Consider the following 20,530-nt stretch of genomic DNA (forward strand, 5'->3'; position numbering starts at 1 on the left):
GACGGAACAGTAACAGTTGCAGTAAACACTGCAGCAGGAACTTATGATGTAGAATACAGCATCTGCGAGGTAACCAACCCTGCAAACTGTGATGCAGTGATCTCTAAAGTTGTAGTAACAGCAGCGTCATTGATTGCCAATGCTGATACTATTGGATCTGTAACATCTGGAAACACGGCTCAGACTTTACCGGTTAATGTATTTGATAACGATACCAAAAACGGAACAGCACTGGTTCCATCAGATGTAAATCTGACGACAACTACTGCAGACCCATCAGGATATTTAGTTTTAAACCCAGACGGAAGTTTAACATTAGGCGGTAATGCTCCGGCAGGCACTTACACATTAACTTATACAATCTGTGNCAGACCCATCAGGATATTTAGTTTTAAACCCAGACGGAAGTTTAACATTAGGCGGTAATGCTCCGGCAGGCACTTACACATTAACTTATACAATCTGTGAGAAACTAAACCCATCAAACTGCAGTTCAAACACAGTAAGTGTAACAATTGCAGCACCAATAATCGATGCAGTAACAGAAACTACAGCATCAGTAAACGGCAATACAGGCGGTACAACAGCNCAGTTCAAACACAGTAAGTGTAACAATTGCAGCACCAATAATCGATGCAGTAACAGAAACTACAGCATCAGTAAACGGCAATACAGGCGGTACAACAGCGGCCTTGACAGCAAATGATACCTTAAATGGTAACCCGGTTGTAATTGGTACTTCGGCAGGACAGGTTACATTAACAGCAATCAGCGTTCCAGCAGGTTTAACACTTAATGCCGACGGAACAGTAACAGTTGCAGCCAATACTGCAGCAGGAACTTATGATGTAGAATACAGCATCTGTGAGGTAACCAATCCGGCAAACTGTGATGCAGTGATCTCAAAAGTGGTGGTAACAGCAGCGACATTGATTGCCAATGCAGATACTATCGGATCGGTAATATCAGGAAACACTGCGCAAACTTTACAGGTTAACGTATTTGRTAACGATACYAAAAACGGAACAGCACTGGTTCCATCAGATGTAAATCTGACAGTTTCAGTACCAGACCCATCAGGATATTTAGTTTTAAACCCAGACGGAAGTTTAACNAAAAACGGAACAGCACTGGTTCCATCAGATGTAAATCTGACAGTTTCAGTACCAGACCCATCAGGATATTTAGTTTTAAACCCAGACGGAAGTTTAACCTTAGGTGCTAATGCTCCGGCAGGTACTTACACRTTRACTTACACAATCTGTGAGAAACTAAACCCGTCAAACTGCAGTTCAAATACTGTAAGTGTGACAGTAGGAGTAACGGTACCAACACCAGTAATTAATGCAGTAACCGAAACTACGGCAGCAATAAACGGAAATCTTGGAGGTACAACAGCAGCCTTAACGGCTAATGATACGCTGAACGGAAACCCAGTTGTAATTGGTACTTCGGCAGGACAGGTTACATTAACAGCAATCAGCGTTCCAGCAGGTTTAACACTTAATGCAGACGGAACAGTAACAGTTGCAGCAAATACTGCAGCAGGAACTTATGATGTAGAATACAGAATCTGCGAGGTTACCAACCCTGCAAACTGTGATGCAGTGATCTCAAAAGTGGTGGTAACAGCAGCGTCATTGATTGCCAATGCTGATACTATCGGATCTGTTACATCAGGAAACACAGCTCAGACTTTACCGGTTAATGTATTTGATAACGATACNAACAGCAGCGTCATTGATTGCCAATGCTGATACTATCGGATCTGTTACATCAGGAAACACAGCTCAGACTTTACCGGTTAATGTATTTGATAACGATACCAAAAACGGAACGGCACTGGTTCCATCAGATGTAAATCTGACAGTTTCAGTACCAGACCCATCAGGATATTTAGTTTTAAACCCAGACGGAAGTTTAACATTAGGCGGTAATGCTCCGGCAGGCACTTACACATTAACTTATACAATCTGTGTAACAGTTGCAGCAAATACTGCAGCAGGAACTTATGATGTAGAATACAGAATCTGCGAGGTTACCAACCCTGCAAACTGTGATGCAGTGATCTCAAAAGTKGTRGTAACAGCAGCGTCATTGATTGCCAATGCTGATACTATCGGATCTGTTACATCAGGAAACACAGCTCAGACTTTACCGGTTAATGTATTTGATAACGATACYAAAAACGGAACRGCACTGGTTCCATCAGATGTAAATCTGACAGTTTCAGTACCAGACCCATCAGGATATTTAGTTTTAAACCCTGACGGAAGTTTAACTTTAGGTGCTAATGCTCCGGCAGGCACTTACACGTTGACTTACACAATCTGTGAGAAACTAAACCCGTCAAACTGCAGTTCAAACACAGTAAGTGTAACAGTAGGAGTAACGGCACCAACACCAGTAATCGATGCAGTAACCGAAACTACGGCAGCAATAAACGGAAATCTTGGAGGTACAACAGCAGCCTTAGCGGCTAATGATACCCTGAACGGAAATCCAGTTGTAATTGGTACTTCGGCAGGACAGGTTACATTAACAGCAATCAGCGTTCCAGCAGGTTTAACACTTAACGCAGACGGAACAGTAACAGTTGCAGCAAACACTGCAGCAGGAACTTATGATGTGGAGTATAGAATCTGCGAGGTAACCAACCCTGCAAACTGTGATGCAGTGATCTCTAAAGTTGTAGTAACAGCAGCGACATTAATTGCCAATGCTGATACTATCGGATCGGTTACATCTGGAAACACAGCTCAGACTTTACCGGTTAATGTATTTGATAACGATACTAAAAACGGAACAGCACTGGTTCCATCAGATGTAAATCNCAAACTGTGATGCAGTGATCTCTAAAGTTGTAGTAACAGCAGCGACATTAATTGCCAATGCTGATACTATCGGATCGGTTACATCTGGAAACACAGCTCAGACTTTACCGGTTAATGTATTTGATAACGATACTAAAAACGGAACAGCACTGGTTCCATCAGATGTAAACCTGACAGTTGCAGTACCGGACCCATCAGGATATTTAGTTCTAAACCCAGACGGAAGTTTAACATTAGGCGGTAATGCTCCGGCAGGCACTTACACGTTAACTTACACAATCTGTGAGAAACTAAACCCATCAAACTGCAGTTCAAACACAGTAAGTGTAACAGTAGGAGTAACGGCACCAACACTAGTAATCGATGCAGTAACAGAAACTACGGCAGCAATAAACGGAAATCTTGGCGGTACAACAGCAGCCTTAACGGCTAATGATACCTTAAACGGTAACCCAGTTGTAATTGGTACTTCGGCAGGACAGGTAACATTAACAGCAATCAGCGTTCCAGCAGGTTTAACACTTAACGCAGACGGAACAGTAACAGTTGCAGCAAACACTGCAGCAGGAACTTATGAAGTAGAATACAGAATCTGTGAGGTAACTAATCCATCAAACTGTGATGCAGTGATCTCAAAAGTCGTTGTAACCAGCGGAGCATTATTACAAGCGATTGATGATATTGTTGGATCTGTAGTTGGAGTAAACCACCCTCAAACAGTAGTAAATGTTTTTGATAATGATACTAATAACGGATTGCCAGTTATAGCAAACACTTTGAACCTTTCAGTTGTGACTCCGGATCCAGCAGGATTTTTAACATTAAATCCTGACGGAACAGTTACATTAGGAGCAAGTGCACCAAGAGGCGATTATACATTGACTTATACAATTTGTGAAAAACTAAATCCAACAAACTGTAGTACAGCTTCTGTAAAAGTAACAGTTGATGATCCAACAATGACAGTAACAGCAAACAGTTATTGTTCGAACAACGTTCCTTATGTATCTTATAATGTTGTAGCAGATAATTTTACTCCTACAAATTTATTAACGATTCAATGGGTAGACAGTGCAAACAAGGTTGTCGCTACTCAGACTAACTTGCCATTAAGCGGAAATATTTTATGGCCGGGTGCAGTTGTTGATGGAAGCGGAAATGGACTAGACTGGCCAGGATGGGTAAATACAAATGGACAATGGACACAAGGTCCTGACGGATTTGAAAACACCAGACCAGCAGTGACAATGGTATTTTCATTGAACCCAACAGTTAATGTTTCGGTAAATTATCCAACAGCGACAGCTGGTTGTAATGCAAGACCAACATTTGAGATCAAAGCAAATAATGATACTGCAGGACCAATCGATATTACCAAAGGAACTAGTACAGGCATAAATGTATTTACTAATGACACACACAATGGATCAGCTGTTATTCCTGCAAATGTAATTTTGAGTACTGTTCTTCCAAATGCTAATTTAATTTTAAATGCAGATGGTACAGTTTATATTAAACCGGGAACACAAACAGGAAACTATCAGCTTACTTATCAAATATGCGATGCTTTAAGTTCATCTAATTGCAGTCAGGCAGTTGTAAGTGTAGATGTGTTGAATACGGTTATTCCGGTTACGCCAACTAAACCAATTGCTGCAAATAATGACGGAGAAATAGCAGTTGACGGAATTAACGGTTCTCTTGAATTCATAAATGTGTTAGATAATGATTTATTAGACGGATTAGCAGTTAACCCTGCAGATGTTACAATAACGAATACTTCTAATAATACGAACTTTGAATTTAATGCTGATGGAACTGTAAATGTAAAACCAAACACACCTAGAGGAACATATCAGATCACGTATGAAATTTGTGAGAAGGCAGCAGCAACAGCAAATTGCGCTTCGGCAACATTATCTGTTTTTGTTGAAGTTCCGGCAATCGCAATTGTTAAAACAGCTGTGTTCAACAATGAGAATAAGAACAACAACGCAGAACCGGGTGAAACAATTACATACAAATTTGTAGTGACAAACACAGGAAATATACCATTAAAAAATATTACGATTACAGATCCATTACCGGGAGTAATTGTTTCAGGACAAGCCTTGGATTTAGGTGTTGGAGAATCAAATGGCAGCAACTTTAGTGCAATTTATAAAATAACACAAACCGATATCAATAAAGGAGAAGTTACGAATCAGGCAAGTGTTAAAGGAAACAGCGCAAAAGGAGTAGTAGTTGAGGATCTTTCAGATAATGAAGGAGTAAATGGAGACCAGCCTACTGTGATAACATTAAATGGTTGTCAAATCGATGTTAAGAAAGGTATGTCACCAAACGGAGATGGTAAAAATGATCGATTCTACATTCAGGGAATAGAATGCTACCCGAATAATACGGTAGAAATCTATAACCGTTGGGGAGTTCTGGTTTTCGAAAAAGATGGTTATAATAATGAAGACAGAGTATTTAAAGGGTATTCTGAAGGACGTACAACCATTAAACAATCTGACGGATTACCAGCAGGAACTTATTTCTACATCCTGAAATACAAAGACAGCGGTTCTAATCCTCACGAAAAATCAGGTTATTTATATATTAATAAATAAAAATTACAAACGGCTTAGTACAAGCTAAGCCGTTTTAAAATTTCTTATAAATGAAAAAATTAGGCTTAATTTTCATGTTTTTTACAGTTGTGTGCTCTGCTCAGCAAGATTCTCAATTTACACAATATATGTATAACACTATCGAAATCAATCCGGCATACGCAGGTTCGCGTGGTGTTCTAAGTGTTTTCGGGTTATATCGTACGCAGTGGATTGGACTTGATGGAGCTCCGGTGACCAGTACTTTTTCATTAAATACACCTTTAAACAACAGTAATTTAGGATTAGGAGTTTCGCTGGTAAACGATAAAATCGGGCCAACAAATGAAAATACCTTGTCTGCAGATTTATCTTATAGTGTTCCAACTTCTGAATCGTTTAAACTTTCATTCGGAATTAAAGCAACAGCGAATCTTTTCAATCTTGATCCAAGTAAATTGAGCTACGAAGATCAAAATGACGAAATGTTTCAGGATTTGAGAAACAAGTTTACTCCAAATATTGGTGCCGGTGTTTATTGGCATTCTGACAAAGCATATATAGGTTTATCTGTGCCAAATTTTATTGAAACAAACCGATATGATGATAATGATGTGGCTATTTTCAAAGAAAAAATAAACTACTATTTAATGGCAGGATATGTTTTCAATTTAGATCGTTTAGAATATATAAAATTCAAACCGGCTGTATTAACAAAAATGGTAGAAGGAGCGCCTTTACAAGTTGATGTTTCAGGAAATTTTATGTTCAATGACAAATTTGTTTTAGGACTGGCTTACCGTTGGAGTGCCTCTGTTAGCGCAATGGCAGGTTTTCAGGTTACAAGAGGAATGTATATAGGATACGGCTACGATCACGAAACAACACGTTTGCAAAAATACAATTCAGGATCGCATGAAATTTTCCTTCGTTTTGACTTTTTTAATACCTACAGCAAACTTACTTCACCAAGATTCTTTTAATTGATTAAAATATGAAGATGAAAAATTTAGTTTATTCCTTTTTGTTCTTTTGCTTTTTTTTCAGTGCAAATGCGCAGACAGCCAGTATACAAAATGCAGATAAAAAATACGATAGTTACGCTTACGCGGATGCTATAAAAGCGTATGAAAAATTAGTAGAAAAAGGAGTTAAGGAAGAAAGGATATTTCAAAGACTTGGAAATTCTTATTACTTCATAGGAGAATTAGAAAACGCATTAAAATTTTATCAGGAACTATTTAATATTAATGAAAATCAGGAACCTGAATATTTATACAGATATGCGCAATGCCTAAAATCAATTGGAAATTATGCTAAAGCAGACAGGATTCTGGAAAAATTCAGCGACATAGCACCTTCAGACAAAAGAGCAGTTTTATTCTTAAAAAATAAAAGTTATTTAGACGATATTAAATCCAATTCAGGCCGTTTTGATATTGCTGATGCCGGAATTAATTCAAAAGATTCAGATTACGGAACTACAATTTTAGACAACAAATTAGTATTTACATCGGCAAGAGACACCGGTGCGATTATTAAAAAGAGTTTTAAGTGGACAAATAAAGCCATCTCAACTTTATATACCGCACAATTGAATCCGGACGGAAGCATTGGAAAAGCAGAGTTATTTCACAAGAAAAACTTAAAAGTAAACCTCAACCAGTCGACTCCGGTTTTTACAAAAGACGGACAGACCATGTATTTTACCAGAAATAATTCTGTAAACGGTAAAAGAAAAGAAAATGAAAAAAACATTACATTTTTAAAACTTTACAAAGCAGTATTGGTGAATAACGAATGGAAAGAAGTTCAGGAACTTCCTTTTAACAGTGACGAATACAGCGTAGCGCACCCGGCTTTAAGTGTGGATGAAAAAACATTATTTTTTGCATCAGATATGCCGGGAACCTTAGGTTTGTCTGATATATTTAAAGTGAGTATTCTGCCAGACGGAACGTATGGAACACCAGAAAATTTAGGATCGGAAATTAATACAGAAGGAAGAGAAACTTTTCCTTTTATTTCAGATGAAAATGAACTTTATTTTGCTACTGACGGTCGGCCAGGATTAGGAGGACTCGATATTTATGTTTCAAAAATAAACAAAGATGGTTCTTTTGATGAAGTACTAAATGTTGGAGAACCGGTAAATAGTAAACAAGATGATTTTGCTTTTTCAATAAACAGTAAAAACAGAAATGGCTTTTTCTCTTCAAACAGAGTAAACGGTCACGGACTTGATGATATTTACAGATTTACAGAAAACCGAAAACTAATCTGCGAACAGCAATTATCCGGAACAGTTATAGATCAGGAAACAAACGAAGTACTTTCAGACGTTTCATTAATTTTATTTGATGAATCCGGTAAATCGGCTGTTGAAACAAAATCGGATTCAAACGGAAATTATATTTTTTCGAATGTCAGATGCGGAAAAAAATATTATATCAAAACTTCCAAAGAAGATTATATATTTAAAGAAGTTAATATAACGCTTAAAAAAGCAACAGGTTCTGTTTCGCTGCCAATAGTTTTAGAAAAGAAACCAAAACCAATTGTAAAAGCAATGCCGGTTGTTATTAAAGGAAATTCAATTAAGCCGGTTAAAGTTAACATTACAGTTGGAACAGATTTAGCTAAACTTTTAAACATTCCGATGAACTTTTTCGATTTAGGAAAAGCAACGATTAAGAAAGAATCAGAGCCTAAACTGCAAAAAATCGTAGATATGCTGAAACAATATCCAACCATAAAAATCGATATTCGTTCGCATACAGACAGCCGTTCATCTACAGAAAGCAATCAGATTTTATCTGAAAAAAGAGCACAGTCTTCTAAAAGCTGGCTGGAGCAGAGAGGAATTGATCCAAGCCGATTAACAGCAAAAGGTTACGGAGAAACACAATTAGTTAATAAATGTGCCGATGGCGTAAAATGTACCGAAAAAGAACATCAGCAAAACAGACGAAGCGAATTCATAATTATAAGTCTGTAATTTAAGATATAAGGCCTTTCTAAATTTAGAAAGGCTTTTTTATTTACGTATTCTCAGGATTTGAATCTGCAGTAAACATATAATTGATTTCACTTAAAAATTCGAATTCTCTTAAAGGAAAAATTTGCAGCAAAGTTTCTAAAACAAGACTCACATCAATAGATTGATTTTTGTTGGTTTCCGAAATCTTATGCATATCGTGATTCAATGCCAAAATGCATAATTTCAGCATATCAGTTATCACACAGCCAAGTTCAAAATAGTTTAGAAATTTAATTTGAGCAGCATACATTTCACTTCCGTCATTAACGGGTTTAAGAGTCTGAAAATATAAGGCAGATAATTTTTTTAGGCGTTCTAAATTTTTAATTTCATTAGTTTCCATATAATATGTTTTTAGCAAATGTAATATTATATTCCACAAACGACATATATGTCGCGTTTATTTTTTTCACAGTTTAATAGATTTGATTTGTGGAAAAAAATAAATACGAGTTAGAGATTATTAAATTAGGTTTATTAATCAAAGAACTCAGAGGAAAACAAAATATTACACAATTACAATTGTCAACATTATGTAATGTTGATGTAAGAACTATTCAAAGAATTGAAAAAGGAAAACAAAATATTACCATTGGTTTACTTTTTTCAATAGCTTATTCTTTGAAAATAGAATCAAGTGTTTTAATAAGCAAAATTTTTTCCGAAAATAATTTACTTCAAGACTCAAACGAAATATATAAGGTAGAGGATTTAAAGCGTTTAGGAACTAGGATTAAAGAGCTTAGAACAGCCAAAGGATTGTCGCAAGCTAAGTTAGGTTTACTGATATTTAAAGATGAGCAATTTATACATAAAGTTGAGGCAGGTGAATTCAATCCTACATATCTTAATTTGCTTGCATTATCTAAAGGTTTGGGAATATCAATAAAAGAACTTTTTGATTTTGAATAAATCAAAACGAGTTACATAAGATATTTTCTAAAAATCTATAATAAATCAATTAGACTTTCTGTATTAATTCTTCATTCGTAATATACTTACGGGATATTTTTATTGACATAAATTTTATCTCTTTGACGCAATTGCAATAAAACAAATTCTACATTCAAACCAAAAACGTTAAAAAATCTAATTTTCTACAAAAAACAACTGTAAATTTTTTCTTTCATTAAATTATAATTTTGAAAATCTGTTATTTTATGTATTTTGTTTAAAATGAGCTAGTTGTGATTTTAAAAAATCGATTTCGCTGCGCATCGTATTTGTTTTTATTTTAACTTTATAAATCTAAAATTTTTCAGATATGACTGTAGATCAAATACTAAACGCAAAAGGGAAAAATGTTTTTTCGGTACGTTCAACAACAACTGTTTACGAAGCCCTGAAAGTAATGGGAGATAAAAACATCGGCGCTATTCTGGTCATAGACGGAACCGACTTAAAAGGGATTTTGTCTGAAAGGGATTATGCTAGAAAAATTGTTTTAAAAGACAAATCTTCTAAAGAAACATTTGTGCATGAAATTATGGAAAGCAATGTATTTTCTGTACAGCTCTCCAATAATATTGATGATTGTATGGAACTGATGAGTTCAAAAAGAATCAGACACCTGCCTGTTTTAGAAAACGGAATTGTGGTAGGAATCATTTCGATTAGTGATGTTGTTAAAGCAATTATTGAAATTCAGAAAGATACAATCCATCACTTAAACTCTTATATATCACAGTAAACGCTTCAATAAAAATACTTTTTTAAATAGTCCGGATCACGCCGGACTATTTTTTTTGAGTTTCCAATTTTGATATTTTAACAAAAGAAACCACTAAAAGCGCACCTTTTTAAAACTAAGACTTATATCTTTGTAAGCTAGAATAAAAGCTAAAATAATGAACAAAGAGAGTAAAAGAAGAGAGGCATTACTGTATCACGCAGAGCCGACTCCAGGAAAAATTCAGGTAGTTCCAACAAAAAAATATGCAACCCAAAGAGACTTGTCACTGGCCTATTCGCCTGGAGTTGCTGAGCCATGTTTAGAAATTGCAGCAAACGTTGATGACGTTTATAAATATACAGCAAAAGGAAATTTAGTTGCTGTAATATCAAACGGTACTGCTGTTTTAGGACTTGGAGATATTGGTCCTGAAGCTGGAAAACCAGTAATGGAAGGAAAAGGTTTGTTATTTAAAATATTTGCTGATATTGACGTTTTTGATATCGAAGTTGATACAAAAAATGTCGAAGAATTTATTCAGACGGTAAAAAATATCGCTCCAACTTTTGGAGGTATTAACCTGGAAGATATTAAAGCTCCGGAATCTTTTGAAATTGAAAGAAGGTTAATAGAAGAATTGAACATTCCGGTAATGCACGATGATCAGCACGGAACGGCAATTATTTCTTCTGCCGCATTAATCAATGCACTAGAACTGGCAGGTAAAAAACCTGAAGATGTAAAAGTAGTAGTTTCAGGAGCAGGCTCTGCAGCAATTGCCTGTACAGATTTATATGTTTTATTAGGTGTTAAGGTAGAGAATGTTTTAATGTATAATAGTAAAGGACTTTTAACAAAAGACAACCCTTCGCTTTCAGAATTGCAATTAAAATATGCCATTGATGGTCCAAAAATTGAATTAGCAGAAGCTGTAAAAGGAGCAGATGTTTTCATCGGATTATCATCAGGAGATATCCTGACAGCGGAAATGTTATTAACAATGAAAGACAATCCGATTGTTTTTGCAATGGCAAACCCAAATCCGGAAATCGATTATAATTTAGCGGTACAAACCCGCAAAGACGTTATTATGGCTACAGGCCGTTCAGATTTTCCTAATCAGGTAAATAACGTTTTAGGTTTCCCTTATATTTTTAGAGGAGCATTAGACGTAAGAGCGACAAAAATTAACGAAGCAATGAAAATGGCTGCCGTTAAAGCGTTGGCTATTTTGGCAAAAGAACCGGTTCCTGAACAGGTAAACGTAGCTTATGGTGCTACTAAATTAGGTTTCGGGCAGGAATATATTATTCCAAAACCATTTGATCCGCGATTGATTACAGTGGTTGCTCCTGCAGTTGCAAAAGCAGCAATGGACTCCGGAGTAGCAAAAAATCCGATTACAGACTGGGCAGCTTACGAAGATAAACTGCGCGAACGTATGGGGAACGATAATAAAATGGTACGTTTAATTACAAATCGTGCTAAATTAGATCCTAAACGTGTTGTTTTTGCAGAGGCAGATCAGTTAAATGTATTAAAAGCAGCGCAAATTGTTCATGAAGACGGAATTGGTATTCCGGTTTTATTAGGAAGCAGAGAAACTATTTTAGAATTAAAAGCTGAATTAGGTTTTGATGCTGATCTTGAAATCATCGATCCTAAAACAAACGAAGAAGAAGCAAGACGTAATAAATTTGCAAATTCATACTGGGAAGCGAGAGAGCGCAGAGGTGTTTCTTTGCTTGATGCTCAGAAATTTATGCGCGAAAGAAACTATTTCGCAGCCATGATGGTCAACGAAGGAGAAGCAGATGCACTGGTTACAGGTTATTCAAGAAGTTATCCAAGCGTTGTTAAACCAATGCTTCAGTTAATTGAAAAAGCACACGGAGCATCACTTGTTGCCACTGCAAACATGATGCTGACATCGAGAGGGCCAATGTTTTTATCAGATACCGCAATAAACATTAATCCTTCATCTGAAGATTTAGTAAACATTGCACTGATGACAGCAAAAACAGCAAAAATGTTCGGAATCGAGCCAGTTATTGCCATGGTTTCTTATTCAAACTTTGGATCATCGACACATCAAAATGCGGCAAAAGTAAGAGATGCAGTAGCATTTTTACATAAAAATCACCCTGAGATGGTCGTAGATGGTGAAATTCAGGCCGATTTTGCCTTAAATTCTGAAATGCTTCAGGAAAAATTCCCTTTCTCTAAACTGGCAGGTAAAAAGGTAAATACACTGGTTTTCGCTAACTTAGAGGCAGCAAACATTACTTATAAACTAATGAAAGAGTTGAATAAATCAGCTTCAATTGGTCCGATTATGATGGGAATGGGCAAGCCGGTTCACATTTTTCAATTAGGGGCAAGCGTTGAGGAAATGGTTAATATGGCGGCAATTGCTGTTATAGACGCTCAGGAAAAAGAAAATAAAAAGAACAAATTAGCACAATAGATTAATAAAAATAAGGATCAGATAATATTGTCTTATTTTTATTGCATTTTTACTATATTTGATTCTTATTAATATTACTTATGATAGCACATTTGCAGGGAAAATTAGTTGAAAAAAATCCAACAGACGTTATAATTGACTGCGGGGGAGTGGGATACCACGTAAATATTTCTTTACACACTTTTTCATTAATTCCAAATGCTGATTTTATAAAATTGTATACGCATCTTCAAATCAAAGAAGATGCGCATACTTTATATGGTTTTGTAGAAAAATCTGAACGTGAGATATTTAGGATGTTATTGTCGGTTTCAGGAATTGGAGCCGGAATTGCACGAACAATGCTTTCTTCAATAGAACCAAGACAAATTATTAATGCAATTGCCTCGGGCGATGTTGGGGTTATTCAGTCAATTAAAGGAATTGGAAACAAAACAGCGCAGCGAGTAATACTTGATCTGAAAGAAAAAGTGTTAAAGTTGTACGATTTAGACGAAGTTTCGGTAGTTCAGAACAATACAAATCGAGATGAAGCGTTATCTGCTTTGGAAGTTCTGGGATTCGTTAGAAAAGCTTCTGAAAAAGTAGTAGAAAAAATCGTAAAAGAAGATCCGGAAGCTACAGTAGAAACGATCATCAAAAAGGCTTTAAAAAGCTTATAAAACCAATTTTTTATAACCAATTGTATGCGTAAAATTTGTATTTTTTTACTGGTTTTATTTTGTGGTAATGTTATACGATCACAAGTAAATCCGGCGGTTCAAGATACAACAAAAACTCAGTTCTCTGTAGGGAAACTCGAGTTGGAAAATCCACCAAGCATACTTTCGGCCTATAAATACGATCCTGTTACAGACCGGTATATTTACACCAATTCAGTTGATGGTTTCTCCATTGACTATCCACTCGTTTTGACTCCCAGAGAATACGAAGATTTGGTTTTAAAAGAATCCAGAAGGAACTATTTTAGAAAAAAAGCCGACGCAATTGACGGTAAAAAAACCGGAGCAGAGGCTGCTAAAAAAGATTTACTTCCAAGATATTACATTAATTCAAGTCTTTTTGAAAGTGTATTTGGAAGTAATACAATTGATGTAAAACCCACAGGTTCTGTAGAAATGGACTTGGGTGTTCGCTACACCAAACAGGATAATCCGTCCTTTTCACCGCGAAACAGATCAAGCCTTACCTTTGATTTTGACCAGCGAATCAGTATGAGTCTGATGGGAAAAATAGGAACAAGATTAGAAGTAAATGCTAATTACGACACACAATCCACTTTTGCATTTCAAAACTTGTTTAAACTTGCCTATACTCCATCCGAAGATGATATTATTCAAAAAGTCGAAGTTGGTAACGTCAGTATGCCGCTTAACAGTACGTTAATTCGTGGTGCACAATCTTTATTTGGGGTAAAAACACAATTACAATTTGGAAGAACCACCATTACAGGTGTTTTCTCTGAACAAAAATCACAAACAAAAAGTGTTGTTGCAGAAAATGGAGGAACTGTTCAGAACTTTGATCTTTATGCTTTAGATTACGATAACGACCGTCACTTTTTCCTTTCTCAGTATTTTAGAAATAAATACGATGCGTCGTTAAAAAATTACCCTTTTATTGACAGCCGTGTTCAGATTACAAGACTGGAAGTCTGGGTAACCAACAAGCAAAATCGTGTAACGACAAACAATAATAACTTAAGAAATATTATTGCGCTTCAGGATTTAGGAGAAGCACAAATTACCGGCATTCCTGACAATCAGGTGGTAGTTATAAGTTCGACAACGGGATTTTTTAATAATCCGGTTGACAGTCCAACCAGCAATAATAACAACAAATACGATCCGGCGACAATTGGTCAGGCTGGGTCTTTCTTAAATTCGAATATTAGAGAAATCGTAACTGCAAAATCCGGATTTAATAACACAAACGTCAGCGAAGCAACAGATTATTCTGTTTTGGAAAATGCCAGAAAACTGACAACTGCAGAATATACTTTTAATCCGCAGTTAGGATATATCTCTTTACAGCAGCGTTTGGCAAATGATGAAATCCTGGCTGTAGCTTTTGAATATACAGTTGGAGGCAAAGTGTATCAGGTAGGGGAGTTTGGTAGTGATGGTGTTGATGCTACAGTTGTTACAGGAAATAACAACGCAAATCAGGCCATTATTACACAAAGTTTGGTTTTAAAAATGCTGAAAAGTAATTTGACGAACGTTCAGAATCCGGTTTGGAACCTTATGATGAAAAACGTTTATCAAATTCCACAGGCTTATCAAATTAAACAGGACGATTTTAGATTAAATATTCTTTACACAGATCCTTCGCCTATAAATTATATTACTCCGGTTCCGGGATCAACTTTCCCGACAAACCCAACGGCAGATATGAAGGTTGAACAAACACCGTTATTAAATGTTTTTAACCTGGACCGTTTAAATTACAACAACGATCCGCAAGTAGGAGGAGATGGTTTCTTCGATTACATTCCGGGAATTACAGTTGATGTTCAAAACGGACGTATCATCTTTACCACAAAAGAGCCTTTTGGAGAACTTATATTCAATAAATTAAAAAACGGAACAGAAGACTATAACGATCCCACGACATATAATGCAAACCAGCAGAAATATGTATTCAGAAACATGTACCGAAATACGCAATCTGGAGCTTTGCAGGACAGTGATAAAAACAAATTCTTATTAAGGGGAAAATACAAATCATCAGGAAGTAACGGAATTCCTATTGGTGCATTTAACGTTCCGCAGGGTTCTGTTGTGGTTACAGCTGCCGGAAGAAGATTAGTAGAAGGTATTGATTATAGTGTCGATTATCAATTAGGAAGAGTTCAGATCCTTGATCCGTCATTGCAGGCTTCGAATACACCAATTGAGGTTTCGCTGGAAAACAATTCTATTTTTGGCCAGCAGACCCGAAGATTTATGGGATTCAACATTGAACATAAAATCTCGGATAAATTCGTTATTGGCGGTACTTATTTAAAAATGACAGAAAGACCATTTACTCAAAAATCGAGTTATGGACAGGAATCTGTAAACAATACTATTTTTGGCTTTAATGGAAATTACTCTACAGAAGTTCCGTTCCTGACAAGATTGGCAAACAAACTTCCAAATATTGATACTGATGTTCCGTCAAATTTATCTGTTCGCGGAGAAGTAGCCTTTTTAAGACCAGATGCACCAAAAGCAAGTGATTTTGAAGGAGAAGCAACTATTTATGTTGATGATTTTGAAGGCTCTCAGTCAACAATAGATATGCGTTCTGCCTATGCATGGAGCTTAGCTTCAACACCGTTTGTAAATTCTATAAATGACAATACGTTTAATGCCAATTCAAATACCTTAGAATATGGTTTTAAAAGAGCTAAATTATCATGGTATACAATTGATCCCGTGTTTTATTCTTCAAAACCTTCGGGAATATCAAATGATGATTTATCGCTAAATACAACAAGAAGAATTTATAGCAGGGAATTATATCCAAATACAGATATTGCTCAAGGACAGATTCAGGTAGTTAATACACTCGATTTGACTTATTATCCATCTGAAAGAGGACCTTATAACAACAACCCGAATTTTGGAACAACAAATCCGGCAACCAATTTTGGTGGAATTATGCGTGCTTTAAATTCAACCAATTTTGAGCAGGGAAATGTTGAGTATATTCAATTTTGGGTTCTTGACCCTTATGTTGGAAATGGAGAAGCTCCGGTAAATAATACGGGTAAAATTTATTTTAACTTAGGTGAAATCTCAGAAGACGTTTTAAAAGACGGAAGAAAACAATACGAAAACGGATTAGGTCCGGATCAGATAAAGGTTAATCCGAGACCACTTTGGGGAGATGTTCCGGCTTCGCAATCTTTAATTTATGCTTTTGATACCAACCCTGACAATAGAAAAAATCAGGATATTGGTTTAGATGGATTGCCAAGTGCTCAAGAAGGACAAATTTATACTAATTATGCAGGAGAAGCAGATCCTGCTGCAGACGATTATACCTATTATTTAAATACGGATGGAGGTGTTTTAGAGCGCTATAAAAATTATAACGGCACAGAAGGAAACTCCGCAGTAAATATAGATGACCCTAATCGTGGTTCGACAACTCTTCCTGATGTTGAAGATATTAACCGTGATAACACGATGAATACGATCAATGCTTATTATGAATATAGTATTGATGTTAAACCGGGAATGCAGGTTGGAGAAAATTATATTACAGATATTAGGGAAGTAAGTAATGTGGAGCTTCCAAATGGAGGAAGTACTACTGCAAGATGGATTCAGTTTAAAATTCCTGTTTCTCAGCCGCAGAATACAATTGGAAACATTACTGATTTTAGATCGATTCGTTTCATGCGTATGTTTATGACTGGGTTTAACAGCCAGACAACAGTTCGTTTTGGTGCTTTAGATTTAGTTAGAGGAGAGTGGAGAAGATATACAGGAACACTTGATGCAAATGATCAAAATCCTAATGATGATGGTGTAGAATTTGACGTTGCGGCAGTAAATATTCAGGAAAACGGAACAAAATGTCCGGTTAATTACGTAATTCCTCCAGGTGTTCAAAGAGAGCAGTTGTACAATAACAATACTGTCATTAACCAAAATGAACAGGCATTGGCCGTGAGAGTGGGCGGAACAGGTTTGCAATATCAGGATTCTAGAGCGGTGTTCAAAAACGTAAGTGTCGATATGCGTCAGTACAAAAAACTGAAAATGTTTTTACACGCAGAATCTCTTCCAAATGAAAATGCACTTTTAGATGATGAAATGATAGGTTTCATCCGTTTCGGAAATGACTTTACACAAAACTTCTATCAGATTGAGATTCCCTTAAAAGTAACTACAACCGGAGGTTCTTGTACTATAAGTCCGGATTTGGTCTGGATGGAGGAAAACAATATTGATCTGGCTTTGGAATTGCTGACCAAAATGAAAATTAAGGCCATGAACATTGATATTAATTCTTCCAAAAGAGATATCAATGGTATTTATTATCCGGATAATGACCCGGATGTTGCAGGAGGTGATGGCGATACTAAATTAACTTTAGGTATAAAAGGAAATCCTAATTTCGGGCTAGTCAGAAATTTAATGGTCGGTGTAAAAAGCAGGGCCGATCATAAAGATATTAAAGGGGAAGTTTGGTTTAATGAGCTTCGTCTGGCCGATTTGGAGAACAAAGGCGGTATGGCTGCATTGTTAAATATTGATACCAATATGGCCGATTTTGCTACAGTTTCTGCAACAGGAAGAAAAAGTACAATTGGTTTCGGATCTTTAGAACAGGGTGCAAATGAACGAAGCCGTGAAGATGTACAGCAGTATAACATTGTAACCAACTTAAATTTAGGAAAATTAATGCCTAAAAAATGGGGAATTAATCTGCCGTTTAATTATGCAATTGGCGAAGAAGTAATTACTCCGGAATACGATCCGTTTAATCAGGATATTAAATTAGATCAGCTGCTTAGAGAAACAACAGATCAGGCAGAAAAAGATAATATCAGAACTCGTGCAGTAGATTATACCAAACGAAAAAGTATCAACTTTATCGGAGTAAGAAAAGACAGGGCGCCAGAACAAAAACCGCATGTTTATGATGTAGAGAATTTTACATTTTCGCAATCATACAATCAGGTCGAACGTCATGATTATGAAGTGGAAGATTACGAAGATGAACAGTCAAATACAGCTGTAAATTATGCTTATACATTCCAGCCAAAAGAAGTAGTTCCTTTTAAGGAAACCAAATTCATGAAGAAAAGTGAGTACTGGAAATTATTAAGTGATATCAACTTTAATTATCTTCCTTCCAATATCTCTTTCAATTCTAATATTTTAAGACAAAGCAACCGTCAGCTATTTAGAGAAGTGGAATTAACAGAAGGCAGCATTGGGCTTGATCCGCTATACAGACGAAACTTTGCCTTTAATTATCAGTATGGATTTGGTTTTAACTTAACTAAATCTTTAAAACTGAATTACAGTGCAACATCAAATAATATCGTTCGTAATTTCTTAAATGATGATAATTCTCCGAAAGAAGATTTTAATATTTGGGATGATTACTGGGACATTGGAACGCCAAATCAGCATGCACAGCAATTGGTGTTGAATTATGAAATTCCAATTAACAAAATTCCGGTTTTTGGTTTTGTAAAAGCGAGTTATTCGTATACTGCAGATTATAACTGGCAGCGTTCTTCAACTGCATTTTCTGAATATACAGATCCTGATACCGGAAGTGTATATAACTTAGGAAATACAATTCAGAATGCTAACTCAAATACGCTGACAACGACTTTAAATATGCCTACGCTGTATAAATATTTAGGGTTAACTCCGGGCGCAAAAAAACAGGCAAAACCTAAACCGACAGCTCCGCCAAAACCAGGTGAAAAAATTGTAAATACAGCAAAACCTGTTGTAAGCAGCAGTCCGTTTTACGATGGTTTGATTGGTGTATTGACGAGCATTAAAAATGTTCAGATTAATTATACCAAAAATAGCGGGACGGTTTTACCGGGTTATACACCCAGTATTGGTTTCTTCGGAACATCAAAACCAAGTTTAGGATTTGTTTTTGGAAGTCAGGATGACGTACGTTACGAAGCGGCTAAAAACGGATGGCTGACAACGTATCAGGATTTCAACCAAAGTTACTCGCAGGTTACCAATAAACTATTGAAAGTAACAGCTAATATTGATTTATTACCAGATTTAAAAGTTGATTTGTCAATGGACCGTTCTTACTCTGAAAACACTTCAGAACAGTATAGCGTTGACCAGACGACACATGAATATATACCGTTGTCGCCGTATACTTATGGAATGTTTTCTATTTCTACAGTATTGATAAAAACGGCTTTTGCAACCAGTAATGAAAATGAATCTGCTGCATTTGATGATTTTAGAACTAATCGTTTGATAATAGCAAACCGTCTGGCAGAAGAACGTTATGGGTCTGGCGCTGCAATTCCCAGATATGGTGACGCAAACAACCCGATTCCGGCAGAAACAGATGCTAATTATGGAATCTATTCTTCAAATCAGGGATATCCAATTGGTTACACTAAGAGTAATCAGGCAGTTTTATTGCCGGCTTTCATAGCGGCATATACAGGTAGTAATGCTTCTAATTCTTCTACAGATATTTTTAGAAGTTTTCCAATTCCAAACTGGAGTATTAAATACAACGGATTAATGCGTTATAAATATTTCAAAGATAAATTTAAGCGTTTTTCACTGCAGCATAATTACAGGGCGTCGTATACAATTAATCAGTTTAGATCTAACTTTGATTACAACGATTCTCCAAAAGTACAGGACGTTAACACCAATTTCTACAATCCGATAGTTATGTCAAATATCAACCTGGTAGAGCAGTTCAGCCCTTTAATCAGAATGGATTTTGAATTGAAAAACTCTTTCCGCGTTCTTTCTGAAGTGAAAAAAGACAGAGCCTTATCCATGAGTTTTGATAATAATTTGTTGACAGAAGTTAAAGGAATTGAGTATGTAGTTGGTTTAGGATATCGTTTTAAAGATGTTATATTCTCATCAAGACTGGCAGATAATCCAACCGGAATTATTAAGAGTGATATCAATATTAAAGCTGATTTCTCTTTTAGGAACAATCAGACATTAGTTCGTTATTTAGATTATGACAACAATCAGCTGGCGGCTGGTCAAAATATATGGGCACTTAAGGTAACAGCCGATTATTCATTCAGTAAAAACCTGACTGCGATATTCTATTATGACCACTCCTTTTCAAAAGCTGTTGTTTCGACCTCGTTCCCAATAACAAATATTAGATCCGGTTTTACACTTCGATATAATTTCGGAAATTAAATTTAGGTTTCTAACCAAGATATTA

At 36.1% G+C, this 20,530-nt stretch carries 9 protein-coding genes; 8 read left to right on the forward strand and 1 reads right to left on the reverse strand.

The window, feature by feature from the left end; genetic code table 11:
• Positions 1-4,081 precede the first annotated feature (4,081 nt).
• From ASE21_RS22475 to ASE21_RS15520, 3 genes are read left to right on the forward strand one after another with little or no spacing between them, the layout of a single operon-like run.
• Positions 4,082-5,449, forward strand: a complete 1,368-nt coding sequence (locus ASE21_RS22475; RefSeq protein ID WP_410503572.1) for a gliding motility-associated C-terminal domain-containing protein — start codon at positions 4,082-4,084, stop codon at positions 5,447-5,449.
• A gap of 50 nt (positions 5,450-5,499) precedes the next feature.
• On the forward strand, positions 5,500-6,411 hold the full coding sequence (locus ASE21_RS15515; RefSeq protein WP_057123607.1) for a type IX secretion system membrane protein PorP/SprF: 912 nt from the start codon (positions 5,500-5,502) through the stop codon (positions 6,409-6,411).
• A gap of 11 nt (positions 6,412-6,422) precedes the next feature.
• Positions 6,423-8,426 carry an OmpA family protein gene (locus ASE21_RS15520; protein WP_057123608.1) on the forward strand — a complete coding sequence of 668 codons (2,004 nt, stop codon included), beginning with the start codon at positions 6,423-6,425 and terminating at the stop codon, positions 8,424-8,426.
• Positions 8,427-8,469: 43 nt separating this feature from the next.
• Here ASE21_RS15520 and ASE21_RS15525 read toward each other — a convergent pair whose 3' ends face one another.
• The gene (locus tag ASE21_RS15525) at positions 8,470-8,811 is read right to left on the reverse strand and encodes a hypothetical protein (RefSeq protein ID WP_057123609.1); all 342 of its coding nucleotides are present in this window, start codon (positions 8,809-8,811) and stop codon (positions 8,470-8,472) included.
• Between the two features lie 89 nt (positions 8,812-8,900).
• Here ASE21_RS15525 and ASE21_RS21620 point away from each other — a divergent pair, with 89 nt between their 5' ends.
• The 5 genes from ASE21_RS21620 to sprA all read left to right on the forward strand — a co-directional run bounded on the left by ASE21_RS21620 (position 8,901) and on the right by sprA (position 20,505).
• Positions 8,901-9,380: a helix-turn-helix domain-containing protein gene (locus tag ASE21_RS21620; protein WP_082603494.1), complete on the forward strand. Its 480-nt coding sequence runs from the start codon at positions 8,901-8,903 to the stop codon at positions 9,378-9,380.
• Between the two features lie 352 nt (positions 9,381-9,732).
• Positions 9,733-10,158 carry a CBS domain-containing protein gene (locus ASE21_RS15535; protein WP_057123610.1) on the forward strand — a complete coding sequence of 142 codons (426 nt, stop codon included), beginning with the start codon at positions 9,733-9,735 and terminating at the stop codon, positions 10,156-10,158.
• A 157-nt stretch (positions 10,159-10,315) separates the two neighbouring features.
• Positions 10,316-12,607 (forward strand): NADP-dependent malic enzyme, encoded by a 2,292-nt coding sequence (locus ASE21_RS15540; protein WP_057123611.1) that lies wholly within the window; start codon positions 10,316-10,318, stop codon positions 12,605-12,607.
• Between the two features lie 80 nt (positions 12,608-12,687).
• Positions 12,688-13,269, forward strand: coding sequence for a Holliday junction branch migration protein RuvA (gene ruvA, locus ASE21_RS15545; RefSeq protein ID WP_057123612.1), 582 nt, complete (start codon positions 12,688-12,690; stop codon positions 13,267-13,269).
• Between the two features lie 24 nt (positions 13,270-13,293).
• Positions 13,294-20,505, forward strand: coding sequence for a cell surface protein SprA (sprA, locus tag ASE21_RS15550; protein ID WP_057123613.1), 7,212 nt, complete (start codon positions 13,294-13,296; stop codon positions 20,503-20,505).
• The last annotated feature ends 25 nt before the right edge of the window (positions 20,506-20,530 follow it).

It is taken from the genome of Flavobacterium sp. Root901 (assembly GCF_001429765.1).
Taxonomy (GTDB): Bacteria; Bacteroidota; Bacteroidia; order Flavobacteriales; family Flavobacteriaceae; genus Flavobacterium.